This is a genomic window from Pseudoalteromonas apostichopi (genome assembly GCF_030297135.1).
Classification (GTDB): Bacteria; Pseudomonadota; Gammaproteobacteria; order Enterobacterales; family Alteromonadaceae; genus Pseudoalteromonas; species Pseudoalteromonas apostichopi.
Window position 1 is genome coordinate 597,212 of sequence record NZ_AP028066.1, and the last position, 25,628, is coordinate 622,839.

Sequence of the window (25,628 nt, forward strand, 5' to 3'; positions counted from 1 at the left end):
TGTTAAAACACCTTACTGACGACTTCATGAGTAAAATTAAGGCAATCAAGCACTCGCTCTTTTTGAACTGTTGAAAGCTCATCAATAGGGAAATAACGATATTCAGTATGCTCATTGCTTAACATTATCTCAGCATCATCATCCATATAAGCACGAAAAATAAACACATGTGAGTTGAACACAGTGTGATAATAGACACCACTTAAATAACCTATTTCAACGTCGCAATTAAGTTCTTCTTGGCATTCGCGCAGTAGCGCTTGATGAATGGTTTCGCCTTTATCTAAAGCTCCGCCAGGTAGCCCCCAACTTTTTTGACCATAGTTAGCTTTTAGTAACAACACCTGACCTTGACTATTGGTGATAACTGCATGACTACTGAGCCTGTAAGTATCTGAAAAAGCCATAAACTCTTTGCTCAATTATAATAACTATGTGACATAATTGATGAGTGTAAAGTAATTATCCCCATAATAAAAATTCTTATTGACTATAATTATATTCAGGGTTACTTCTCCTAAGTTTACTTTTCGAAAAAAGAAAAGCCCAAGCAATTGCTTGGGCTTTTGTTTATCAACTATTAAGTTACTTTTGGAATTTAATTCCTTTGTAGTAAGTCTCTAAACTGTCGACTTTAGTTTGGTTTTTAAGATCTGCGAATGGTTTATCAGCAAACTTACTACCACGCATTTGAATGTTCAAACGCGGAGCTTGATCATTTAGCATGGTTTTCTTGTAGTAGTCTTTAAGATCTGCCAAGGTTACGTTTTCAACTTCGGCGATAAGCTTTTCCTTAGAATCAAACTTAAAGTTCTCACGGTACCAATCAGAAATCAGCGGTGACATTTCATCACTTAGGTTCTTAGGTTGCTCTTTTAAAGACACAAGAGTTGCATTTTTAAGTTGTGCAAATGTTTCTTCTGTCATGTTATCAAGCTCTACAGCATATTGCTTCTTAAACTCATCAAAACGCGCTTGCATTTCTTTAGGGCCTTTCACTGGTGTTTGGATATAAAGGCCTAAAGCAGAATAATCTTCAATAGGACGAGCTAAAGCACCAACTGCATAAGCAAGTTGTTCTTCTGTTCGTAACTTATCGAACGCAACGGTTCTAAAGTGACTTTGTAAGATTTGCGCTTGCGCTTTTTGTTTATAGCCAGGAGTTGGGTGAACAACCATATCAATGATAGCCACATCAGCTACATCGATATCTTTTTGCAGCACAATGCGCTCACCAGGTTGAGGTAACCATGCTTTGCTTCTGGCAAACTCCGTTGCTTTATGACCTTTAGGCAGAATAGCTGTTAGCTTACTAGCAATAGATTCAACGTCATTTTGGTTATAATTACCAAACGTGAATACGCGTAAATCATTTGCAGCAAGAGTTGATTGCTTGATAGCAGCAAAATCTGCAAGAGTTAGCGCATCTGCCGCTGCAATCAAGGTTTCAGTATCAAATTTACCGCTACGAGTAAGCTTCGAGTACTCACCAAATGCTTGATAGAAAGGGAACTGCTTTTGCTGATTTAGTAAATCACGCTTAAAACGATCGATAGCTTGTGCAAAGCCTTCTTCAGACACATCTAACGTTAGATTTTCAAGAGCCTGAGCTAGAAGCACATCTTGCTTATCTGTAAAGCCACTTAGCGATAGCACTAGGCCATTACTTGGTTGTAACCCTAAACTCATACCGGCAACTGCTGCTTCTGTACTTAATTTACTTTGTTGTAAGTTATAAAGATCAGCCCAAATTGAGTAAAGAACTTGCGATTTTACATTCACAAGGGCATCTGGCGTATTGATGTAAACTTCTACAAGGCCTTTTGGTTGCTCAGCAAACTGCTGACTAGCTTGACGCCAAACTTTAACACCTTGCTTATCAAATACCAGTTCAGGGTGCGCTTGTTGTTTAAATTCAGCAGTCTTAATTGCAAAGCTTTCTGGTAATAAGCGGTTTACTGTTGGTAATGCTAAAGCGTATTCGCTTGGTTTGTTCCAACTTGCAACTTCTGCTTCACTGATGTCTTCTATACGATATTTACCATCATAGAAATGTAGCTGTGAATCTGTTTCTTCTTGCTTTGAAATATACCAAATACGTAAAGTATCTTCATTTAATTGCGAAAGTACATTTTGCACCGCATCTGCATCAAACTGAGCATAATAGTAAGGTGCGTTTATTGCGTTGTTCACAGGGAACTTTTGCATGCTATCAGTAAGGTTACTCACATAACCAAACTCATCACCTTTTTCGAGGAATTGAAATTCGTTATTTAGAGAAGTACGAATTTCATTAAAGTATTTGCTATCAACCCCCTGCTCTTTAATAAGCGCAATGTATTGCATAACCATAGCGACAATTTCTTCGCGGTTTTGCATGCCAGCATCAGTCAATTCAATATTAACCGTTAAGCTGCCGTAGTTACCATATTGTGTTGGTGCATCTGAAGCAGATAAACGTGATACCCAGCCTTTATCACGCAAAATTTGTGCAGGACTACCTTGCATTTCGTTACTTAAAAGGTAAGAAACAAAACGATTTGGTTTTACCGCAAATTGTGAACTGTTATCTGCAATTGTGAACTCTAACTGTAGCTGTTTTACATCTTCATTTGGTGAGTAGTAAACACGCTTTCCGCCAGCAACAGAAAAGTCTAACTTATCAGTCACAGTAGGTTTTTCGATGTTTTTATTTTCAATATCAGCAAAATACTGTTTAGCTTTTGCTTCCATTTCAGCCAGTGGACGATTTGAGATCATCGCCACTTTCATAATGTTCGATGAATAATATTTGTTATAGAAAGCGACGGTTTCTTTATGTAAATTGCTGCCTTCTTTATCCCCTAAGGTTTCTAGGTTACCAATCAAGAAGCGGTTTGCAGGATGTGAGCCCATCATTTGACGTGCCAGTTTAAACTGACCAAAAAAGTCCATTTCACGACGCATTGACCACTCAGCGTTTACCGCATTTTTTTCTTTGTCTGTGTATTCAGGGTAAAGCTTTGGTGATTTAAAGAAATCTGCAAAGCGGTCAAGTGCTTCGTCGTAGGCATCGTTATTAACTTTGAACATGTAGTTTGTGATATCTAACCAGGTGTAAGCATTATGTGCACCACCATTTTTAGTCATAAAATCACTGTAACCTTTAGTGTCTGGGTAACGATCTGTACCAAGGAACAACATGTGCTCTAGATAATGAGCCATACCTTGTTGCGACATAGGGTCGTGCAATAAACCAACACCAACACTAAGTGCAGCAGCTGACTTCTCAGCACTTGGATCTGAAATTAGAATTACATCAATTTCGTTATCGAGTTTTAATGTTTTATATTCGCGGGTGTCGTTTGGACTGATTACCAACGAATCAGGAATAAGGTTAGTATTAGCAGCAGGAGGCGTTGTGGTAGAAGTAGAAGAACAACCTGCTAGCACTGCAAATGCGATTGCACTAAGTCCTATTATTTTTTTCATTATTTTGTATCCATTAGAAATTGAATAAATTTTTATTTATCATGTGTTTTCGAGCGCCGCAATTCAATGCTTTTCAGCTAAGTTACAGCAAAACTTTGTAACACATTGTGAAAATGCAGTACTTACGGTTAAGATTAATAGCAATAACTATAACAAAGGATGAGCTATGGAAAAGTGGCTAATTGTAGCAATGTTCACTCAGGTCTTTCTGACTTTTACTGTGATGTACATTATGGGTAAACGTCGTTTTCGTGCAGCAAAACTAAAAACTATTGAAATGAAAGACTTCTTAACAATGGAACTTGAAAAGGCTGGGGATAACGTTCGCGTAGCAGATCGTAACTTTATTAATCAATTCGAAATGCCTGTGCTGTTTTTTATTGCGTGTTTAACAGCCCTACAAGTAAATGCTGTGGGTACTGTTTTTGTTGCACTTGCATGGGTCTATGTTGCATTAAGAATTATTCATAGCGTAATACACTTAACATCAAATACCTTAAAATCCCGCTATTATAGTTTCGTTGTCAGTAGCTTTATTATGCTAATAATGTGGGTTCTAATTTTAGTAAGAATCTTCTAATAATCAGGAACATCAAAAAATAAGGCGCTTTTTAGCGCCTTATATATACCCAAGCCACCTCAAGATGCAGAATTCAGCGTTTCACAGGAGCTTAATATCAAGGCGTTACTTTGCTAGAATGGCATCCCCTTTTAAGAAGTAACAACGATGAGAGTAAGTGCCTGTGAAGCGCCCAAAGGGTTGGTTTAAAAGCGATTTATACTGCGTTATTGATTTTAACAATAGAACCACTATTACTTGCAATCAATGCCTTGCCTAAATCGCTTTTAATTCCAACTGAAACTCGCATCTTGAGGTGGTTTGGGTATACTTTGTTGGTTGGAATTATTTACGACGAGTAAAACCTGCTAGGGCCAATAAAGATAACATCCACGCAAGACTACCACCGGAACTACTTCCGCCGTTATCAGATGAATTATCTTGATCAATTAATGTATTTTCTTTTGGTGATAAAGAAGCAGAAGAATTAGGATCATCATCAACCACAGTGACACTATTTATATAAAATAAGTTCTCACCATTAAAACCTGATGTTGTAGTTGGGCACTGATCTTCATTTAAATTTACGACAGGAATTTCGCCGCAGTGGACTAAAGATGTAATTTGTTCTAAAACATCCATGCTTGTTACAGTAACTTCACCAAACACTGTAAAGCCGCCGTTTTGCAGGTCTAGATTAGCACTGTTATCTTTTAAGTTAAAAAACCACTGACTTGTCGCACTATTAGCATTGCCACCAATTTTGGCCATTGCAATAGTACCTTTAACATTTGATAGTTCAGGCTCGTTAATAATAGAGTCTTTGGTTTCAATTTCTGTAAAATCAGTTTCAAATTTAAAGCCACCACCTTGTAAAACAAAATTATCAACTGAACGGTGGATTACCGTACCATCATAGCTACCGTCAGCCACATAATTTAAAAAGTTTTCAACGGTAACAGGCGTATGTTGGTCATAAAGGTGAACAGTAATACTGCCAAGATCAGTCTGCATTTCTACAATTGTAGCATTGGCAGAGAAACAGCTTGTTAATAGTGCTGTTGCAAGTAAGTGTTTTTTCATTGTTTATCTTTCCTGATAATTTTTATTATAAAACTGCTTGAAGCTTAAACAAAAATAATATGCGCTTAAATAGCAAACAAAATAGTTACACAAAACACGCCAAAGCAATTACAACTCAGTTACATTTATTCACACGATGTATTCATTTTGGTTATAAAAAGTTTGAACATTAAATCAAAATCGTCTTATCAAATAGACAGAGTTTGTTAGTATTTGCACGACAACAATGAACACACAGGAAATAACCATGGCGAATGAAGAGAACGCGATATGCGATTTTGGCCTACACCAAGGTGAGCCATACAGTAAGTTACCAGCTAGTTTTTTAAACTGGATGGTAGGCAATAATCATCAGAAATCACACTATGCAGAACAAGAACTACAACGCCGTCAACTTGCCGCAACAGGGCAACTGAATATAGAAAATGACAATAAAAGTTTATAAAAGACATTTAATTTAAACTTAAGTCGTTTAAACTATGCGCATAATTAACCTACTGCTTTAATCAGGCAAACAATTATGCGCTTTTTTTTACTAATATCGCTACTGGTTACCTTAACCGCGTGTAGCTCATCCTCTAACAATACAAATTCAGTACAATATTTAACTCTGCTTCATACTAATGATAACCATGGTCGCTTTTGGCACAATGAACAAGGCGAGTATGGCATGGCAGCTCGTAAAACGTTGATCGATCGACTAAGAGCCGATGCTAAAGCACAAGGACATGCCGTATTACTTCTTTCTGGAGGCGATATCAACACAGGCATTCCAGAGTCTGACTTACAACACGCAGAGCCAGATTTTAAGGGTATGTCTTTAATAGGTTATGATGCCATGGCAATTGGTAATCATGAGTTTGATAATCCATTAACTGTACTTGAACAACAGCAACAGTGGTCAAACTTTCCATTTTTATCAGCCAACATTATTGATAAGAAAACAGGTGAGCCACGCTACCAAGCTTACGAAATCTTTGAGAAAAACGGTCTTAAAATAGCAGTCATCGGCTTAACAACAACAGATACAGCTAAAATCGGTAACCCGCAATATATTGGTAGCCTTGACTTTAAAGGGCCTGTGACAGTAACAGCCAATCTAGTTCCTAAAATCAAAGCTAAATATAACCCTGATATTACGATTGCAGTGACACACATGGGTCACTATGTTGATGCAAACTTTGGTATTAATGCGCCGGGTGATGTAACAATGGCCCGTAACTTACCCGAAGGCATGCTTGATATTATTGTTGGCGGCCATTCACAAGAGCCTGTTTGTATGAAAGAGGCCAATGTGGCAGACGAGAGCTTCATGCCTGGGAAAGCTTGTAAGCCAGATCAACAAAATGGTACTTGGATCATGCAAGCTCATGAATGGGGTAAATATGTTGGTAAAGCCGAGTTTAAATTAGAAAATGATGAATTAACACTGCTTAATTACGAACTGATCCCAGTAAATCTTTATATCGATGATGAAAATGGTAATAAAAAGCTTGCTGCTGATTACATCGAACCTAACAAAGGATTACAAGATGTACTCGCGGTTTATCAGAAAAAAGGCGCAGCTCAAATTGCAGGTAAGATAGGTTCTGTTGATGCAAAACTAGAAGGTGATCGTAACAAAGTACGCTACGAGCAAGTAAACTTAGCTCGCGTAATTATTGCAGCACAAATGCAATCTGTCGGAGCTGACTTTGGCTTGATCAGCGGCGGCGGTATTCGCGATAGTATTCAAGCAGGCGATGTCAGTTATAAAGATATTTTAAAAGTACATCCTTTTAAAAACCGTATCACTTATATTGATATGACAGGCCAAGAGTTATTCGATTACTTGTCGGTTGTCACTTCTTTCCCACCTGATTCTGGTGCCTACTTACAATACTATAAATTAAGCTTTAAGCGCGATGACGACACATTATCTAATGTTAAAATTGCCGGCAAACCGCTTGATATGGCAAAAACATATCGTATGAGTATTAACAGCTATAACGCCTCGGGCGGTGATGGCTACCCTACTCTTACAAATAAAGAAGGCTATGTTAGCACTGATGATACGGATGCACAGGCACTAAAACGTTTCTTTGAACAAAATAGTCCTGTTAAAGCGGCTGATTACGCGCCTAAGTAACAATAAACATCTTGTAAATAATATCTCTATGTTAAAAGGGAAGTCAGTGACTTCCCTTTTTAGTTTACAATAAGATTAAATTACTTACCTATGACCTCGATGTCCGCAATCTCAATTGTTTTCAATCCATAATGATGTAACCGAGAACGCGAACCTTCACCATGGGCTTTTGGCGGATAATAGGTTTCTTTTATCTCAAGCTGATCTTGCCAAACTTCATCAAGGGCTGCTCGAATTTCACTTAAGGTTTTTTCTAAACTGTTAGTAAAGTTTGGTCTCTTTCTAATAGTATGCCCAAGTTCGACTAACCGGTAAAAATACTTGTTAGCAAGCGTCAGTAATTCTTCTGGAACATCTTTATTCTGATTGAGCACTACATCCGGGTGCTCTATACAAAACTCAACCAAAGCTAGATAGAAGCACAGTGGTTTATTAGCAAGTGCAACGGTTTTATCAATAGCACAACTTGCTGCCAAGGTTTTATTTTGCAGATCGACTATTAATCTTGGCTTTTCTTCAGCTTGAAGCTCAATTTCCGGTTCATGTTTTGCTATTTGAATCTTAGTACGCTCACTAATAAATAATAAGTAAGTTAAAGCCGCTGAAATTAAACATACAAGAATTAATACTGCGATATCGTTTTTAGAAAATAAAGAGGATGTCACAACAAAGCTAACCGATAAGGTTTTTTGTGGGGCATGTAATTGCTTGGTAATTAAGTCAGCACGCGCAGGGTAATCCGTTATACCCTCGATCGAATAGACCATCACTCCTGAGTCTGCCAGCTGTGCATTAAGTCGTGCTATATAATTAAGTACCATATCTTTACTACCTGAATGCTTTAAAAAATCATCAGGTAAATTTAAATGGTTCAAGTCAAGAGCAATACGGTTTTCAACTTTAGCTAGGGTCAATTCATCATTACTTGTTGTCTGGTAGGCTTTTGCAGCAATAAAAGTAGCAAAAAATACCATGCAACAGGTAAGAAACACTGCGCTATATGCAAGTTTAATTCTAGTTGGTAGCATTGCTATCCCCTAGTTTAGCTGTCTGCTGTGAATCACAGCTCCAAAATGACTCTACATGATTAAAATAATGAGAATTCTGATTGTGAGCCAACTGTGTAAGGCGTGCTTGAACTGCACATAAAAGATCCGTGTTCTCGTCTTGCATTTTTAAATACCAACGACTTCCGCTTATATTATCGCGTATTGGTGTGATGTAATTTTTAGAAAAGCGTTGTTGATCGCTGTCTTGCCAATAAGAAGAAATTAAATCGACTTTACCACTGGCAAGCAATTCTCTTAATTCCGTATGCGAACTAGCATAATTAATATTTAGGTTTTCTAAGTTTATATCCAGTTTTTTAAATAATTGTTTGGGCAAAATGTGGCCTGAACGGCTGGTTGGATAGTCAAGCAAACCTATGCGTTTATCTAAAAAGTAGCTTTTTTCAATTCTTGGCTTTTCTTTACTAGAAATTAAATACGCTGTGTAATCAGGAAACCCTACAACAGCTTGGTAGTTATAGGTTGACTCGGCCATAAAGGCGTTAATTAAGTTTTCTTTAGCAAGGATCAGATCAGCAATCCCTTTACCTAAAAACTCAATAGTGTCTGAGGTTTTATAGCCCCAATAAGATGTTACCTTACCATATTGTTTACTGATAGTGTCGTCAGAACATAAGGTTTTAGCGACGTCCTCAGCCAGCACTTTGCCAGATGAGTACACAACTAACTCATTTAGATTAACATCTGATTTGGTATCACATTGGAAAGACGTTTCAATAAATGCATTGATATCAGAAACAGCCGGTTTACCCTGCAAAATTCCAATATAAAAAAACAAAATCAATGATAGAAACAAAAATGTAACAATCGACGATTTTTTTATTAGTATTGTTCTTAAATTCAATTTTAATAGCCAACAACGCTCCGTTGTCTCTATTTGAACAATTATTCTTACTCATTGCAATAGGTAACTTTACTTGAATAAATTAACCCATTGAAATATAAGATATATGAACAAGAAATTATGAATCTTATTGAGTCCTTTCTATTTGCTTTTAAATTCAGGAAAATACTCACCAAGAAATCGTGCTTCATGGCACATTCATTTTTGGACACTGAGTCAATGTTACAAAAAACAATAAAAATGTTGCTGTTATCGACACCTGTTATTTCAGCAGTGTTAAGTACCCCAGTTAATGCATGGGGTCAGAATGGTCACCGTATTGTTGGTGAAATTGCATCTAAGCATATTACTGATACGACTAAACAAGCATTAGTTCCATTACTTGATGGTGAATCATTACCTCAAATTGCGACTTGGGCTGATGAAATGCGATCTGCCCCAGAGAGTTTTTGGCAAAAGAAATCCTCGCGCTGGCATTACATTAATTTCAAAGAAGGCAATGCCAAACCTCATTACGACTCACACTCTCATCACAATAAAGAAACCGTGTCAGATATCCTAGAAGGCATGGAATATTCAATTTCTGTATTAAAAAATCAAAAAGCTTCATTAGCTGAAAAGCAATTTGCACTGCGCTTTTTGGTTCACCTAGTTGGTGACAGCCACCAACCTTTTCACGCAGGTCGCGCTGAAGATCGTGGTGGCAACAATATTTCTGTAACATTCTTCGGGCAAGATACCAATTTGCATAGTTTATGGGACTCAAAACTCATCGAGAATGAAAATTTGTCCTATACTGAGTTTGCGCAATTTATAAATACAACAAATCAAGCGTTAATAACGGACTACCTTGCCAGTTCACCTAGCGATTGGTTAATCGAATCAAATAATATTGCAAACTCTCTGTATAATGAAAATGAAACAAACGTAAGTTATAGTTATATCTATAAAAACTTACCGATTGTTAAAACTCGCCTACAACAAGGTGGCATAAGATTAGCTGGTTTATTAAATAATTTATTTGATAAATCGGCAAAACCGTTAGTAAAGGCGCTCAAGATGCCAACTGACAGCAAACTATAAATGAAACATAACCTCTAACACGGGAAATAACATAATGAAAATCCAACTCCGCAAAACAGCTCTATCACTTGCTATTGCAGCATGTGTTGGTGTGAGTGGTGCAGCGTTAGCAAATGAAACAACATCTGCTATCAAGGGTCAAATCAAAGGTCCTAGCGGCAACCCTGCTGCAGGCACTAAGATTACAATCGTTCACTTACCTTCAGGTTCAACTAAAGAAACTGAAACGAACGATGCGGGTTACTTCACAGCAAAAGGCCTACGTGTAGGTGGTCCTTACCGCGTTGTTGTAGATTCTGACGTTTTCGCAGATCAAACATTCAACAACATCAACCTACAAGTGGGTGCTGACTACCCAGTTAATGTTACGTTAGAGAGACAATCTGATGTAGAACAAATCGTAGTTACAGGTCGTCCTATCAGCCGTATGTCTGGTGGTACAGGTCCAGCTGCAACGTTCACACTTGAAGATTTAGAAAACCAACCAGCTATCAACCGTGATTTAAAAGATATCGTTCGTATCGACCCACGTGTAACAATTGATGATAGCCGTGGTTCTATCAACTGTGGTGGTGGTAACCCACGCTTTAACAGCTTAACGCTAGACGGCGTTCGTATGAACGATAACTTCGGTCTAAGCTCAAACGGTTACCCAACTATCCGCGCTCCTTTCTCTTTCGATTCGATCGAGCAGGTTGCCGTTGAGCTTGCACCTTTTGATGTTCAATACGGTGGTTTCACATCATGTAACATCAACGCTGTTACTAAATCAGGTGGTAACGAAGTACACGGTGGTATGTTCTTCGATTATACAAATGATTCAATGAAAGGCGATAAAATCGAAGGTGAAGACTACGACAACGGTGATTACACTGAAAAACGTTACGGCTTCAACGTTGGTTTACCACTAATTAAAGATAGCCTTTTCTTATTTACATCATACGAAAAACTTGAAGGTGTAAAGCAATACAACTACGGCGGTCTAGACACAGGTAGTGTTTCAGCAGCAGATGTTGCACGTGTACAACAAATTGCCCAAGATGTTTATAACTATGATGCTGGTGGTATGCCATCAAGCGCACCAGTTGAAGATGAAAAAATCTTAGTTAAACTTGACTGGAACATCAACGATGATCACCGTGCTAACTTAATCTATAACTATAACGATGGTTTTACACTGTCTCAGTCAGATGCTTACAGCAACACTGTTACTTTAGATAATCACTTCTTCAAGCAAAGTGCTGAGTTTACATCAATCATTGGTTCACTTTACTCAGATTGGTCTGATGAATTTTCAACTGAGGTTCGTCTAGGTAAATCAGAATTAGACCAGACAGTTCGCTCTTTAGATGCAGCAAGTAGCTTTGGTGAAATGCAAATTCGTACAGAAGATGGCGGTACTATCTACATTGGTCCAGATGACTCTCGTCAATCAAATGCTCTTAGCTACGAAACAGTGACAGCAAAAATTGCGGGTACATACTACCTTGATCAACACACGATTACTGCTGGCTATGAGTTTGAAGAGTTAGACGTATTCAACCAATTCGTTCAGCACACTCAAGGTGAGTGGCGCTTTAAATCTGTAGATGATTTTGAAGCTGGTTTTGCAGATCGTGTTTATTACAACAATGCGGCTGGTACTAACGATCCAACAGATGCTGCGGCTAACTTCTCTTATGCACAACACACTTTATATGTGCAAGATGAGTACAGCTTCACAGATTTAGATGCAACATTAACGTTTGGTCTTCGTTACGACAAATATACAAGTGACGACAAACCTAACTACAATGATAACTTTACTAACCGCTACGGTTTCAGTAACCAAGCAACATTCGACGGCATTGACTTAATTCAACCACGTGTTGGTTTTGAGTGGTATGCAACGGATGCATTAGAAGTTCGCGCAGGTGTTGGCCTATTCTCTGGTGGTAACCCGAACGTTTGGTTATCTAACTCATACTCGAATGATGGTATCACTAACATTGGTACATCAATCAGAGGTGGTGTTGACCTATTCGCTACGCCAAACGTAAACGGCGGCACGCCAGGTTACGAAGTACCACAAAGCTTATACGATCAAGTTGCAAACACAGTTATTGGTTCAGGTGATTCATCTGTAAACGCTGTTGACCCTGATTTCGAAATGCCATCAGAGTGGAAATACTCAGTAGGTGCAACATACACAACTGAAGATGAGTACGTATTCTCACTAGATTACTTATTCACTAAACGTAAAGATGCTGCATTCCTAGAAGATATCGCTTTACAAGATTCTGGTGAAACAACATTTGATGGTCGTCCGATTCTTGAAGAAAAAGAAGAAGGTCGTTACGGTGATTTACTACTGACTAACGTAAGTGGAAACAGCGGTGAGTCTCATGTTATCTCTGCTGCAATGAGCAAACGTTTTGATAACGGCATTAGCGTACAACTTGCTTATGCTTACACTGATTCAACTGATGTTAACCCTATGACAAGCTCTGTAGCGAGCTCAAACTATGGTAACTTAGCGACATATGATCCGACTAACCCAGGTGCACACACATCTGATTACGAGATCCCGCATCGCTTTACAATGACACTAGGTTACACAACTGAGCTGTTTGATGGTTATAACACACGTTTCAACTTATTCAGCGAAACTTATAAAGGTCTACCTTACAGCTACACGTTTGATGATAGAGACGGTCGAATTTGGGGTGATAGCAACTCAAACGGTAGTCGTCAGCTAATGTATATCCCTGAAGTTGATGATCCTAACGTTGTTTACGACATGACTGCTGATGAGGTTAATGAGTTCAACGAGTGGATTTCTGCTCAAGGTCTTGAACGCGGTGAAATCTCTGGTCGTAACCGTCAAAATGCTGATTGGTTCACTAAAGTAAACTTCAAGATGACTCAAGAATTACCTGGTTTCATGCCTGGTCACAAAGGTGAAGTATTCTTCGTTATCGATAATTTAACAAACATGTTAAACGATGACTGGGGCGTACTTAAGAAAGGTAGTTTTGTTGGTAACAGCATGGTGACTGTAGACCTTGACGACCAAGGTCGCTACGTATACTCAGACTTTAACCCTAACAATGGTAAAACTGCAACTCAAAGCAGCGCATCAGTTTGGGAAATGCGTGTAGGTGTACGTTACACATTCTAATAACGAGTTAACCTTGTTATAAAGCAAAAGCCCGCCCCTACTGGCGGGCTTTTTACGTTTTGAGAAAGTTAGCTATTACAAGTTACGAGAGTAAAGCTACTAGGGGAAAGTTAACAAGAGTAAAGCTTCGAGAGTAAAGTTAGAAAGTTACTAGTAGCAGCGATTTTACATCGCGTCCTTGTATCTGAAACCTAATGCCAAAACCTAGAGCCTAATACCTGATAAAATTTCCGTAGGACGGGCTTTAGCTGGTAAAAATAGTAGTTACGAGCTTTAAGAGGAAAGTAAGCAAGTTGCTAGGTAGCTGATTTTACTCGCGTCTGATGGCTGAAAGCTTTCTAAAAAATGCAGGCCAGTGAGACCTGCACAGATACTTTTATTTAAGCTGCGTAAACCGCAAGTGGGTGTGTTGTATTGATAGAAACATGAACTGCATCACCTGGGCGCACCACCACCTCATGACTCACTCGGCTTGTCACTACTGTATCACACGCTAATTTAACAGCGCATAAGCGGCTGCCACCTTCGTAACGGACCCACGTCACTTTACCATTGCTAGTACTCGCATTTTGAATAAGGTGAACATCATCGGGGCGAAGTAATACATCAACCTTTGCTGCATTATGGTCTACTTTAATAGCTGGCGCATTACCTAAATCAGTTGTGGCGATATCACCTTCACAATGGCCAGAGATAAAACTTGCTTCACCTAAAAAGCGCGCAACAAAGCGATTGCTTGGTAAACTAAAACAACGCTCAGGGGTGTCAATTTGTTGAATAATACCTTCTTTAAGTACGCCGACACGGTCACCAACAGATAAAGCTTCTTCTTGGTCGTGGGTTACCCAAATTGCAGGTACACCAGCATCTTTTAATGCATTACGGATATCCCAACGAAGGGTATCTTTTAAAGCTGCATCAAGGTTAGATAAGGGTTCATCTAGTAATACAAACTCAGGATCATGGGCAAGCGTACGAGCAAGCGCTACGCGCTGTTTTTGACCGCCTGATAATGTAGCTGGCTTTTTATTTCGAAAAGCTTCAAGACCCAGTAGCTTAATCCAATGATCTGCTTTTGAGGTATCAGTCAATCTAAAACAAATATTTTGCTGTACCGTTAAGTGCGGAAATAGCGCAAAGTCTTGAAATACCATACCTACTTTTCGCTTTTCAGGTGGTACTTTTAACTTTGGCGTTGCTCGCCATGAGCCTAAATTAATTTCACCTTCGCTAATGGGAATTAGCCCAGCTAACGCTTGTAAAATTGTACTTTTACCACAGCCAGTTGGACCAACTAGCATGAGGATCTCACTTTCCCCAAGTGATAAGTTAAGTTCACTTACCACACGATTGCTACCATAATCGATAGACAGCTTACTAACTGATAGCATTAAACTGATCCTTAATGTTCTAATTGACTGCGTTTTTCACCTGAGAGCATTATAGCTAAGCCACATGCTGATATCACTACCAACAATAAGCCAGGTATTGCAGCACGACCAAAGTAACCGGCTTCATAAACACGCCATAAATAGGTTGATAGGGTTTCGAACCCTGTAGGACCAAGTAACAACGTAGCTTCAAGTTCTCGCATTGATTCTAAAAATACCAAGGCGGCACCGGCAATGATACCGCGCATTGTTAAAGGCAAGGTAATACGCATAAATGCTTCGCGAGGGCTTGCCCCCAGAACGCGTGCTGATTTGATTAAGCTGGAATCTAAATGTTCAGTACTGGTACGCACAGAACCAACCGCCAGCGGTAAAAAACGCAATACGTAGGCAATCACTAATAAGGCTAAAGTTTGGTATAGAAGCGGCAATTGCAGGCCACCATACACAAGAGCAGTACCCATCACGATACCCGGAATACCAAAACCAAAATAAGTTATCCGTTCCATAATACGCCCTACTTTGCCACTTAATGCAGCATGGGCTACAGGTACTGCAACAACAACAGCCACAGTAGCTGCAATACCAGACGCATAAGCCGAATTCCAAGCTATGCTAAAATCAAAATCAGCAACACCATCACGGGCAAGCCAAAGGGTAAAAATGGCTAACGGCAAACAAATCGCAAGTAACAAAACAGGCAAAAAAGTCACCAGCATTGCTAATTTTTGACCGTTAGATGGGAATAACATCAGCGGTCTGCCATGGCGCTCAGATGCTGTTTTAATTTGTGACTCAATGAACAGTAAAAAGCCAACTATCACCATTAATTGTAGCGACAACATAGCTGCGCGGCTTAAACCGAATGCGTTATATTCAACATAGATTACACGAGTAAAGGTATCTAAACGCATCATAGCTGGTGTACCAAAATCTGATAAAGTATAAAGTGCAACCAATAATGAACCCGCAGCTATCCCATTTATTACGCGTGGCAGTATTACTTTAAATACACTCATCGGCATCGACATACCTAATGTACGCGCGGCATTAACCATGCTCGCATCAAGGCTCAGTAAAGACGAACGCGTTGTAAGCATTACAAACGGAAACGTATATAGCGTCATTACAATGGCAGCACCAGTTAACCCATACATAGGGGGCGTTTCAAAGCCCAACAGCTGATTTATCTCACCGCCGGGACCAAATGCAGCATACAAAGTAAACGCACCAATATAGCTTGGGATTGCAAGCGGAGCTGCAAACAGAACAAGCCAAAGCTTTTTAAATGGAAGTTGAACATAAGCACTAATAAACGCCAGAGGCACGCCAATTAAAATAGAGCCTATTACCGTTAACACCATAAGTGATAAGGTGTTACCAAGAATTTTTAAATTATGACTATCAAAAACAGCAGCCGCATCACTGGCTAAAGTGATTAAAATATATACTGGCACTAATGCCAAAAGCGCTGCAAGCAGCGCCATGGGATAAGAAGCAGGTATGCGCATTATAAAACACCGCTACTGCGCATAAGGTCGAGAGTTGGCCTTAAATCTGCCAATTGAGTTAAATCGATTTTCGGAGGTGAAATATCAGTTAACGCAGGTAGCCCAGCTGGCTGGTCAATACCTTGGATCAATGGGATTTCATATGCTTCACGAGCTAAGTAACTTTGTACTTCTGAACTTAGTAAGTAACGCATAAAATTCATTGCATTAGGATTATCTGTCAGCGATAAGACACCCGATGCATTAACTAAACAACCTGCATCTTGATTTGTAAAAGCAAGATCAAGGTTAGCATCCGGTTTACCTGCCTTAAGGCGTAATGTGTAATAATGGTTAGCAAAGCCAATATCCACTTCGCCACGTTCAACAGCCATGACGACACCGAGTTCACCAGCATAATTTTTAGAGCGTTTTTGAACTTTTTTAAGCCATTTAGCTGTTTTATCATCCCCCTCAAGTATGCGCATTGCCGTCACGAATGATTGGAAAGATGCGTAAGCAGGTGCCCAACCAATTGATAAATCACTGTCAGCAATTGCCATTATACTATCTGGGATCTGCTCTTTGCTTAGACGCTTAGTGTTATAAGGCAATGTACGAATACGGCCTGTCACTGGTGCCCAGCCAGGATAACGAAACTGCGGCTGTAACTGCGCTACTAAGTCAGATGGTAAAGGTTTAGCTAGACCCGCGTCTGTTACTAAGCCAATAGCACCTGAGTCAACCGCCCAAAATAAATCAGCACGTTTTACACCTGCTTTCGCTTCAGCCACAATCATGTTGGCTAATGCAGCAGTTGGCCCTCGTCGAATAGCTAAATTAAGTTTTGGGTTTTTCTTTTGAATTGATTGCAGTACGTTTTCGTACAAACCACCTTCACCACGGCCTAAATATAATGTTAGGTCACCCTCAAGGGCTGGTAAGTCTTTCACTGAAATTGGGCTTGCAGCAGAGGCTGCAAAGGCACGAGAAAGAGGTAGTGGCATTGCGCCCACTACCCCAAACGCAGCCAGGCCTTGAATAAAGGTCCTACGCTTCACTAAAATACATCCTTACGTGCTTTTTCGGCTTCTTCTAGTAACACCTTAGCGCGATCTAGTTTTTCTTGCATATCAACAACCACTGCACGTACTTGGTCAACAGACCCTTTATCAGAAATAGCTTTTGGCAGGGTTACATTAAAATCTTTTTCGAGAACTTCTACTAACTTCGCATCTTTTTCAATAAGTGTACCTTCAACACCCTCGAATAAATGAAGGTAAGTATCGTGTACGATTTGTGTTGCTTCATCGCTTAAACGTTCTGCATATTTTGCAACAACACGATCTAATTTGTGTTTAATCTCATCGATAGTAGCGCTTTGCGTCATTGTCTCAGAAGCAGTTGCTTTTACAGCTTTTAATAAGCCTTTTTGCTGAAAATCGGCAGCAAGTTTAACAGCTCCAAGACCCTGCCACAAGGCAGCATTTAAGGCCTTTTGGTGCTCACGAACTTCGCTTGCTGGCTTTTTGTCATCAATGGCCATTTTGATACCATAAATACCTTGCCAGATTGATGCATAAACCGGCACATAATTAGTTTCAATTGCACTGTGAAACTTAACTGACTCCCAGTATTCAATTAAATCATCGCTTTTAACCGCTTTTGCGCCTTTTGTTTCATAATCGGTAACCATGGTGTCAACTTTACCGATCATCCACTCAACGTCTTCTGAGTAATCTTTTAAATTTTCTTTTAGATGATTAACGTGCTCACCAATTGGACCATTTGCCAATACAGGTTGGGCAATAAAAGTAGATGCTAATACTAGGCTAAGACCTAGTGTTTTAACGGTGTTTAACGCTAATTTCATAGGGGGGACATCCAAGTTTCTAATTGTAAATGATAGCCATTATCATATACGTATCGATTGTCTAAATCAATTGCTATAAAGCCTTGATTACAGATTTACACATTTTTATTTAAGTGACTGGAAAGCTTAATAAGAGTGTTCATAAATTGTTTAATTTCTTGGCTATCTAAGCCACTGACTAAACTTGATTGCCACTCATTTGCTAGTGGAACAATTTGTTTATGCAAACCTACTCCTGCCTCTGATAACGATAACAGGTTTGCGCGTTTATCTGTTGGGTTCGCTTTTGCTGCAATAAGGTTTCTTGTTAATAACGACTTTACTGCACGGGACACCGTTGATTTATCCATTTGTGCCATATCACACAACTGTTTAGCAGTGCATTCACCGTATTGAGCAAGATTCGCGACTACTCGCCATTGTGGCACGGTTAAATCAAACTGCTTTTGATATAGCTCACTAAATTGCTCACTCATCTGCATTGCAATATTGGTTAATGAGTAAGGTAAGAACTGCTGTAAATCGAGCGTTGGCTGTTTATCTATTGTCATGGTTACACTACTGTCAAAAAATATTTACACAAGCAAATTCAGTGCGGTTTGAATTTAGTCTCACATGAGAGTATCTTACCTAAAACCTTTCAGGAGTCTAGTGATGAATAACGAATTACAATATATGACAGGCTTTGGTAATGAATTTGAAACCGAAGCATTACCCGGTGCATTACCTATCGGTCAATTCAGCCCACAAAAAGTAAAATACGATTTATATGCAGAGCAGTTCAGCACAACGGCATTTACAGCGCCTCGTGCAGATAACCGACGTACTTGGTTTTACCGCATTCGCCCATCAGTAGTACAAGGTGATTACACGCCAATCGACAATGGCCTTATTCGTACAGCACCTATAACAGAAGTGCCAACACCACCGACAATGCTACGTTGGGATCCAATTGAAATTCCAGCAGAGCCAACTGATTTTATTGATGGTTTAGTTACTATGGCTGCCAACGGCAGTGCCAATGCACAAACAGGTATTGGTATTCATATCTATGTCGCTAATAAATCAATGCAAAACCGTTACTTTTATAATGCTGATGGTGAAATGCTGTTTGTACCGCAACAAGGTGAACTGTTACTAAGAACAGAGTGCGGAAAACTAACCGTTCGTGCTGGTGAAATTGCTGTTATTCCTCGAGGGATTAAATTTGCTGTTGATTTGCTTACTGATACAGCCCGTGGCTATATTTGCGAAAACTACGGACATGCTTATATTTTACCTGAGCGCGGCCCTGTAGGTGCAAACGGTTATGCAAATGATCGTGACTTCCACTACCCTGTAGCAGCTTATGAAGATATTGAAGGTGATTTCGAACTGGTTGCTAAATTCAACGGCAATATGTTTCGCTGTGATATTGGTCACTCTCCTTTAGATGTCGTAGCTTGGACAGGTAATAGCGCCCCTTATAAGTATGACCTTGCAAGATTCAATGTAATGAATACTGTAAGTTACGATCACCCTGATCCATCAATCTTCACCGTATTAACATCACCATCGGGAACAGAAGGGGTTGCTAATATCGACTTTGCTATCTTCCCTCCGCGTTGGATGGTGGCTGAAAACACATTCCGCCCACCTTATTACCACCGTAATATTATGAGTGAATTTATGGGCTTAATTGAAGGCGTTTACGATGCTAAAGAGCATGGCTTTGTACCAGGCGGTTCTAGCTTACATAATTGCATGTCGCCACATGGTCCTGAAGCCGATGTGTTTGAAAAGGCATCAAATGCTGAGCTTGAACCACAACGTTACGAAAACACCTTGGCATTTATGTTCGAATCGCGTTACGTTATTTCACCAACTAAATATGCCCTTGAAGGCAAAGAGCGTCAGCCTAACTACACAGACTGTTGGCGCACGATTAAAAAATATTTCACTGGTAAACAGGACGCATAATGAAACTTTATAGCTATTTTCGTTCATCAGCTGCATACCGAGTACGCATTGCTCTTAATTTAAAGAATATTGATCACGAGTTGGTGACTGTAAATTTATTAAAATCAGAGCAGCAAAGCGACGAGTATCTAGCAAAAAACCCTCAAGGATTATTGCCAGCACTTGAAACTGAACAAGGTGTACTTGCGCAATCACTGGCTATTTTAGAATGGCTTGAAGAAGCCCACCCTGAAACACCTCTTTTAACTGGAGATGCGTGGCAAAAAGCTCAAATACGCAATTTATGTTATGCCGTAGCATGTGATATCCACCCTATCGATAATTTGCGCGTATTAAAGTACTTAGCTAACGATCTTGGTGTTGACGAAGAGGCAAAAACCACCTGGTATAAACATTGGGTAGAAGTTGGTTTTGAGAGTATCGAAAAACTTCTCAATGAAGCGAACACCTTTTGTGTGGGCAACAAACCAACGCTTGCTGATGTGTGCTTAGTGCCGCAAGTATTTAATGCTCTGCGCTTTAAGGTTGATATGAGTAAGTACCCTAAAATTGCCGCAGTTTATGAGCAATGTAATAAGCTTGATGCATTTATTGATGCTGCACCACAAAATCAGCCGGATGCAATTTAAGCTTTTCAATTATTCATGAAAAAGGCCCGAACACTTCGGGCCTGTATTTTTGTTATCTAAGCGCTGAGTTAATCACACTCACATGGTTAATTAAATCTAGTCCCAAATCAGTTAAGTAGCCTCCATCTGGGCTGTCAGTAATGCCCTTATCATAAAGACGTTGTGCTGCATCTCTAATTGAACTTTCGGCATCGGAGTGAATTTTAATTCCCTGCATTTGTGAATTACGAGGAAATTTTGCAAGTAGGGTTAGTTCGTCGATCATATTTTTATCAAATTGCATGTGTTCACCTTTTTATTATTTATTCCTTGTCATAAGCTTAGTGTAGTTATACAAATCTGCCCAACGGGAGAGGTATTTTGTTAAAGAAAATTTTACTGTTAAGCACTTTGTTTATTTTAGTATTTTTAAATAAAGCACTAGCAAAGGAAAATCCAGTGATTGTGCTCGACGGTCAAGAAGCATTGAACAACCAAAAAGTCTGTTGGTATGAAAATAAACACTACACCGAAGGTGCTTATATTTCTGTTGGTGACATTACGTTAATATGCACCGCCAAACAGCCTAATTTTTCAAACAGTGATTTAGCTTGGCTAAGACTTAATGCTAATGGCGAGATTATTTATCCGAAACAAGCTAAAACGATTCATGTCAATTAGCTTAAAACCAGCATATAGGTTACTATTGCGCGGTTGCAAATAACCTAAGATTTATCATGGACAATCAACCAAACAATCCATTACATGGCGTTAAATTAGCTGACATAGTTACTAAACTGGTAGAAAAACTTGGTTGGGACGGGATGGCAGCGCACGTCGATGTACGCTGCTTTCAAAATGACCCAAGTGTAAAGTCGAGTCTTAAATTTTTACGAAAGACCCCTTGGGCACGTGAAAAAGTAGAACAGTTATATATTGATACCATTATCAATAATGACCATGCCGATGATGGCTCTTTCCAGTGGAAAAGCATTAAAAAGTAATCATTGCTAATCTTCAGCAGCTACAATCACCGAAAGCGATTTCGGTGAAATCTCAACATCTAGTTTATCCGCTGTTTTTACCTCACCATCAATAACGTAGCTCAAGCCACCTTCTGCGCTCACAGTCACTCGTTTAGCATTTGTGTGATGACTATTAATTGCGAAACTAGTTTGAGTTATACTTGAGAACACTAACTCTGCGATGCTTAAAGTACTCGCTTTAGAGTCGGCACTGGGTGTTAACCAGTTTACATCAAGTAAACCATCTTGATGATCTGGCTGCCCAGCAGATTGAGCAAGTAACGTGGTAAATGGCGCGGCATTGGCAATGATTAAACTTGTAGTATTAATGGTTTTCAGCTCGTTGTCGTCAATGGTAACATCGTAGTCTTGCGCTTCATGCTCGCCTAATGCTTGCCAAAAGCCCTGTAAATAAGCCAGTTGACCTGACTCATTTTTTGCATCTCGATGCGCTTTTTCGATCATCTTTTGTTCAAAACCGATGCCAACTAGTAACAACATACGCTCGCCATTACAAACTGCAGTATCAATACGACTATCTTGACCTTCAATAATGAGCTCACAAGCCTGCTCTACTGGTATAAGTTTAGACTTAATACCCATTAAAACATGGGCAAGCGCATTAGCAGTACCCAAAGGAATAATGCCTAGTTTACAATCAGTATTAACAAGCACACTTGCAACTTCAGTTACTGTACCATCACCACCACAAGCAATAACCACATCAGGGCTTAACTCTAGGGCTTCTTTTGCTAGTTGAGTACCATCGACTTCTTCTGAAGTTGTATAAACGGTTAAATCGTAATACTCAGATAAGCGTGATGTTATTTGCTTACGTTTTGATTCCCAAAGCTTTGTGCCTGATACTGGGTTTGCAATAAGTACGGCTTTATTCTTTATTAATAAGTCACCAGAGCGATGTCGGCGAACAAGATGACGCAGCTGACGCTTATTTAGATTGGCTGTTTGTCGAGTCTCTTTAATTTGTGCGAGAATTTGATGTACATCTGCATCTTTATTTTGGCTAAGTAAGTAAGCTGCCATTACAAATACTGAGCGTCCTCGACCAAGTGCACAATGCACAACGACACGTCTATCTGCTTTTACTTGATGGTCAATCCAATTAATGGCTTGATGTAATTGGGCACGAGTAGGTACACTGTGATCAAGTACAGGAATATTTAAATAACGAATATTCTCTTGTGTTGAAGACCATTCAAGGCCATCAAATTCGCATGTTACATCTAAAATAGCCGTAATACCCATTTCTTTCATTGAGTCTATATCTGAAGGAAATAACCGACAGGCTAAAAATAAATGTTCATTAATTTGTTGTAGTGGCGGAACTTTATCGTGCTTTCTCGACCATGCGTTATAAAGTTGTGCTCCCAACAAAAAGGGAATAAATGCCCAACGGATGTAGATGGGTATCACTCCGTTTTCTCGTTTTCTGAAAATACGTGCGATATTAAAAAAGTAAGCGCCGCTAACTAAAAGCAACGACAGAGCAGTCCAATAAAAGAACAGCGCAAAATACACAGTTTCAACCATAATAGCCGCAATTATAAATACAATCGCTAGTGCCAAGTAACTAAAAGCTGCCCACATAATCACTCCTTGTTATTCTAATTGAATAGAACAATGCAAATTTCACTCCAGTTAAATCTACTTGTTAAACACTATTGGCTTTTTAAAATCAATGACTTAGATTCAAACTGAAAACTTACCCTTTAAGTTTAGGACATTTTTTCACAACTTTTTGAATAACTTACAATTATTTACATACGCAAAATATCATAAATTTTAAGGCTGGCTTTCTCTAATAGTCTAAAATTAAAGTTAAGCACACTAAACATTTATATTTAGTGAAGCTTATTTTAAAAACTTAAATCAATCCTGAGCCTAATTCGTTATGAAATACGATGACCACACGCTACTTAATTTTCTTGCAGCAGAATACGTTCTAGGCACATTACATGGCCATGCCCGAGATAGATTTAGCCGCTTAATGCGAACCTCACCAAGAGCTCGCTACGCAACCTCATTATGGCAAAGGTATATAAAAAATTTAGAAAACGCGATTGAATCTAACCCACCCGATCAACAAGTATGGGATAAAATATCAAAAAGAATTGACCCGATACTTTTACCGGCAGAAAAGAAAGCAAAAGGCTTTAACTTTGTAATTTTTAATGCTTGGGCTGCTATTGCCTCTGCGGCGTGCGTTGTATTGGTTTTGATTACTTGGCAACCGCAAGAGTCATTTAGCGATAAAATCAGTCATTCAATGACATTTTATGATTCATCAAATAAGCCTCTTTGGAATTTAGATATAAGCGATCACAGTATTTTACTTAAAGCGGCTAGTGATATGAGTATACAAACTGATTATGACTACCAGTTATGGATCCGTTTAAAAGGCTACCCCAACGCTATTCCTATTGTTTTATTACCAAAAACAGATAGCAAAGAAATTGCCCGCAATGCATTATTTAAACCGCAAAATATTGCGTTGCTAGCAATAAGCCGCGAGCCGACTGGCGGTTCACAATCAGGCTCCCCAAGTGAAATTATTTATACAGCTAAACTTAACGTTAATTAACCATACACAGCCTAAAGATTCATTATTAAAACACGAGCAAAGCCACTATTTCTAAGACAGATGACCTAGCCGTTAAACCTTTGTACTTGCTATAGTAACAGCCCCTTTTTACTTATCTTAAATAAATGCGGTCATTCGAGCATAAGACTTGCCCGCCTGTATTATCTCAGGAATAAAAATGAAAAAGTCGTTGTTGTTTACGCTATTTCTATTGATTTTTAGTTTTACCAGTTATGCCCACCAGCAAAGCACCGCTTACCTTACTTTAGAACAACAAACGAGTCATACACTTTCATTAACTGGCTCTTGGCAAGCCTCTGTGACTGATCTCGATAAAGCAGTAAACTTCGATAAAAATCAGGATAATGTAATTGCATGGCATGAAATTACCTCTCAGCAGCAAGCAATTTTTAACTATCTAAATAGCCATTTGATTGTTTTACAGCAACAACTAAGCTGCAAGATCGCTTTTGAAGGTGAGCTCAGCGTGAATAACCACTTTAATCAATCGTACATTCATGTGCCATTACAAGTAGATTGCCCTTCTGATAGTTCAATAACGATTAATTACACTGCCTTGTTTGAATTAGATGAGCATCATCAAGCAATTGCTGCTATTGCTAACTCAAGCCGCGTGTTTACAGAAAACACGCCAAAACAAGTTATCAACTTTAAAGAGCAAAGCTTTATCACAACATTTGTTGAATATGTACAGCAAGGCATATTACATATTTGGATGGGCACAGATCATATTTTGTTTTTAATCGCTCTATTGCTTGGCTGTGTATTGGTGCGTAAGCAAGGTGAGTGGCAACGTGTCGAGTCAAAAAAACAAATCCTTGTCGATACAGCGTGGATCATCACTGCATTTACGCTTGCTCACTCAATGACCCTCACAGCAACTGCAATGAATATCATATCGCCAAACACACGTTGGGTAGAATTAGGTATCGCGCTTTCAGTTTTATTTGCTGCCGTTAATAACATCTGGCCGATGATTGTACGTTTAGGTTGGATCACCTTCTGCTTTGGTCTATTGCATGGTATGGGATTTGCGAGTGTATTAGGTGAGCTTGGCTTATCGAATGAATACCAGCTAATGAGTATTTTAGCGTTTAATTTAGGGGTTGAGATAGGTCAACTCGTTATTTTAGCCATTTGTTTACCGCTACTAATGCTACTTAGAAATAATCCCTGGTATAAAAAAGCCATTATGCCAGCAGGATCAGTGCTAATTGCAATTATGGCAATCCAATGGTCTATAGAGCGCTTTTAATGAGCG

At 39.2% G+C, this 25,628-nt stretch carries 23 protein-coding genes; 11 read left to right on the forward strand and 12 right to left on the reverse strand.

Translation table 11 applies throughout. The features are described 5' to 3' along the window. Positions 1-2: 2 nt before the first annotated feature. Entirely contained in the window at positions 3-407 is a 405-nt protein-coding gene (locus tag QUE86_RS18680) for an NUDIX hydrolase (RefSeq protein ID WP_130052411.1), read from the reverse strand. Positions 408-585: 178 nt separating this feature from the next. Continuing rightward, positions 586-3,471, reverse strand: a complete 2,886-nt coding sequence (locus QUE86_RS18685) for an insulinase family protein (protein WP_286260527.1) — start codon at positions 3,469-3,471, stop codon at positions 586-588. Between the two features lie 166 nt (positions 3,472-3,637). On the opposite strand from QUE86_RS18685, the gene QUE86_RS18690 reads away from it, so the two are divergent. Beyond that, positions 3,638-4,051, forward strand: coding sequence for an MAPEG family protein (locus QUE86_RS18690; RefSeq protein WP_286260528.1), 414 nt, complete (start codon positions 3,638-3,640; stop codon positions 4,049-4,051). Positions 4,052-4,375: 324 nt separating this feature from the next. On the opposite strand, the gene QUE86_RS18695 is transcribed toward QUE86_RS18690, so the two are convergent. After that, positions 4,376-5,113, reverse strand: coding sequence for a peptidylprolyl isomerase (locus QUE86_RS18695; protein ID WP_130052415.1), 738 nt, complete (start codon positions 5,111-5,113; stop codon positions 4,376-4,378). 247 nt (positions 5,114-5,360) lie between these two features. Between QUE86_RS18695 and QUE86_RS18700 the strand changes: the two genes are divergently transcribed. Next, the gene (locus QUE86_RS18700; RefSeq protein WP_130052416.1) at positions 5,361-5,558 is read left to right on the forward strand and encodes a hypothetical protein; all 198 of its coding nucleotides are present in this window, start codon (positions 5,361-5,363) and stop codon (positions 5,556-5,558) included. 75 nt (positions 5,559-5,633) lie between these two features. Continuing rightward, on the forward strand, positions 5,634-7,241 hold the full coding sequence (gene ushA / locus QUE86_RS18705) for a bifunctional UDP-sugar hydrolase/5'-nucleotidase UshA (protein ID WP_286260529.1): 1,608 nt from the start codon (positions 5,634-5,636) through the stop codon (positions 7,239-7,241). A gap of 80 nt (positions 7,242-7,321) precedes the next feature. Here ushA and QUE86_RS18710 read toward each other — a convergent pair whose 3' ends face one another. Together QUE86_RS18710 and QUE86_RS18715 are read right to left on the reverse strand one after the other, a co-directional pair. After that, positions 7,322-8,215, reverse strand: coding sequence for a hypothetical protein (locus QUE86_RS18710; RefSeq protein ID WP_286260530.1), 894 nt, complete (start codon positions 8,213-8,215; stop codon positions 7,322-7,324). 40 nt (positions 8,216-8,255) lie between these two features. Then, a complete protein-coding gene (locus QUE86_RS18715; RefSeq protein WP_167657284.1) occupies positions 8,256-9,155 on the reverse strand; it encodes a type 2 periplasmic-binding domain-containing protein in 900 nt (299 codons plus the stop codon). 219 nt (positions 9,156-9,374) lie between these two features. Here QUE86_RS18715 and QUE86_RS18720 point away from each other — a divergent pair, with 219 nt between their 5' ends. Next, positions 9,375-10,238 carry a S1/P1 nuclease gene (locus QUE86_RS18720; protein ID WP_130052420.1) on the forward strand — a complete coding sequence of 288 codons (864 nt, stop codon included), beginning with the start codon at positions 9,375-9,377 and terminating at the stop codon, positions 10,236-10,238. A 34-nt stretch (positions 10,239-10,272) separates the two neighbouring features. Beyond that, a complete protein-coding gene (locus tag QUE86_RS18725) occupies positions 10,273-13,398 on the forward strand; it encodes a TonB-dependent receptor (RefSeq protein WP_286260531.1) in 3,126 nt (1,041 codons plus the stop codon). A gap of 380 nt (positions 13,399-13,778) precedes the next feature. On the opposite strand, the gene QUE86_RS18730 is transcribed toward QUE86_RS18725, so the two are convergent. The 5 genes from QUE86_RS18730 to QUE86_RS18750 all read right to left on the reverse strand — a co-directional run bounded on the left by QUE86_RS18730 (position 13,779) and on the right by QUE86_RS18750 (position 18,703). Then, on the reverse strand, positions 13,779-14,789 hold the full coding sequence (locus tag QUE86_RS18730; protein WP_130052422.1) for an ABC transporter ATP-binding protein: 1,011 nt from the start codon (positions 14,787-14,789) through the stop codon (positions 13,779-13,781). Between the two features lie 11 nt (positions 14,790-14,800). Continuing rightward, on the reverse strand, positions 14,801-16,300 hold the full coding sequence (locus QUE86_RS18735) for an ABC transporter permease (RefSeq protein WP_286260532.1): 1,500 nt from the start codon (positions 16,298-16,300) through the stop codon (positions 14,801-14,803). After that, positions 16,300-17,340 (reverse strand): extracellular solute-binding protein, encoded by a 1,041-nt coding sequence (locus QUE86_RS18740; protein ID WP_130052424.1) that lies wholly within the window; start codon positions 17,338-17,340, stop codon positions 16,300-16,302. The genes QUE86_RS18735 and QUE86_RS18740 overlap by 1 nt, the downstream gene beginning before the upstream one ends. Next, on the reverse strand, positions 17,340-18,152 hold the full coding sequence (locus tag QUE86_RS18745; protein WP_062565497.1) for a hypothetical protein: 813 nt from the start codon (positions 18,150-18,152) through the stop codon (positions 17,340-17,342). The genes QUE86_RS18740 and QUE86_RS18745 overlap by 1 nt, the downstream gene beginning before the upstream one ends. A 95-nt stretch (positions 18,153-18,247) precedes the next feature. Beyond that, positions 18,248-18,703 carry a MarR family winged helix-turn-helix transcriptional regulator gene (locus tag QUE86_RS18750; protein ID WP_256854141.1) on the reverse strand — a complete coding sequence of 152 codons (456 nt, stop codon included), beginning with the start codon at positions 18,701-18,703 and terminating at the stop codon, positions 18,248-18,250. 103 nt (positions 18,704-18,806) lie between these two features. On the opposite strand from QUE86_RS18750, the gene hmgA reads away from it, so the two are divergent. Next, positions 18,807-20,111: a homogentisate 1,2-dioxygenase gene (hmgA, locus tag QUE86_RS18755; RefSeq protein ID WP_167657278.1), complete on the forward strand. Its 1,305-nt coding sequence runs from the start codon at positions 18,807-18,809 to the stop codon at positions 20,109-20,111. After that, positions 20,111-20,740: a maleylacetoacetate isomerase gene (maiA, locus tag QUE86_RS18760; protein ID WP_167657277.1), complete on the forward strand. Its 630-nt coding sequence runs from the start codon at positions 20,111-20,113 to the stop codon at positions 20,738-20,740. The genes hmgA and maiA overlap by 1 nt, the downstream gene beginning before the upstream one ends. 52 nt (positions 20,741-20,792) lie before the next feature. On the opposite strand, the gene QUE86_RS18765 is transcribed toward maiA, so the two are convergent. Beyond that, the gene (locus QUE86_RS18765) at positions 20,793-21,023 is read right to left on the reverse strand and encodes a TIGR02647 family protein (protein WP_130052429.1); all 231 of its coding nucleotides are present in this window, start codon (positions 21,021-21,023) and stop codon (positions 20,793-20,795) included. A 77-nt stretch (positions 21,024-21,100) separates the two neighbouring features. On the opposite strand from QUE86_RS18765, the gene QUE86_RS18770 reads away from it, so the two are divergent. Together QUE86_RS18770 and QUE86_RS18775 are read left to right on the forward strand one after the other, a co-directional pair. Beyond that, complete coding sequence (locus QUE86_RS18770; RefSeq protein WP_286260533.1) at positions 21,101-21,400, forward strand: DUF1496 domain-containing protein; 300 nt, start codon at positions 21,101-21,103, stop codon at positions 21,398-21,400. 56 nt (positions 21,401-21,456) lie between these two features. Further along, the gene (locus tag QUE86_RS18775; RefSeq protein ID WP_256854142.1) at positions 21,457-21,723 is read left to right on the forward strand and encodes a VF530 family protein; all 267 of its coding nucleotides are present in this window, start codon (positions 21,457-21,459) and stop codon (positions 21,721-21,723) included. Positions 21,724-21,729: 6 nt separating this feature from the next. On the opposite strand, the gene QUE86_RS18780 is transcribed toward QUE86_RS18775, so the two are convergent. Continuing rightward, complete coding sequence (locus QUE86_RS18780; RefSeq protein ID WP_130052432.1) at positions 21,730-23,352, reverse strand: diacylglycerol kinase family protein; 1,623 nt, start codon at positions 23,350-23,352, stop codon at positions 21,730-21,732. A gap of 304 nt (positions 23,353-23,656) precedes the next feature. Here QUE86_RS18780 and QUE86_RS18785 point away from each other — a divergent pair, with 304 nt between their 5' ends. Both QUE86_RS18785 and QUE86_RS18790 read left to right on the forward strand, forming a co-directional pair. Next, complete coding sequence (locus QUE86_RS18785; protein WP_286260535.1) at positions 23,657-24,346, forward strand: anti-sigma factor; 690 nt, start codon at positions 23,657-23,659, stop codon at positions 24,344-24,346. Positions 24,347-24,524: 178 nt separating this feature from the next. Then, positions 24,525-25,622 (forward strand): HupE/UreJ family protein, encoded by a 1,098-nt coding sequence (locus tag QUE86_RS18790; protein ID WP_130052434.1) that lies wholly within the window; start codon positions 24,525-24,527, stop codon positions 25,620-25,622. Positions 25,623-25,628 lie beyond the last annotated feature (6 nt).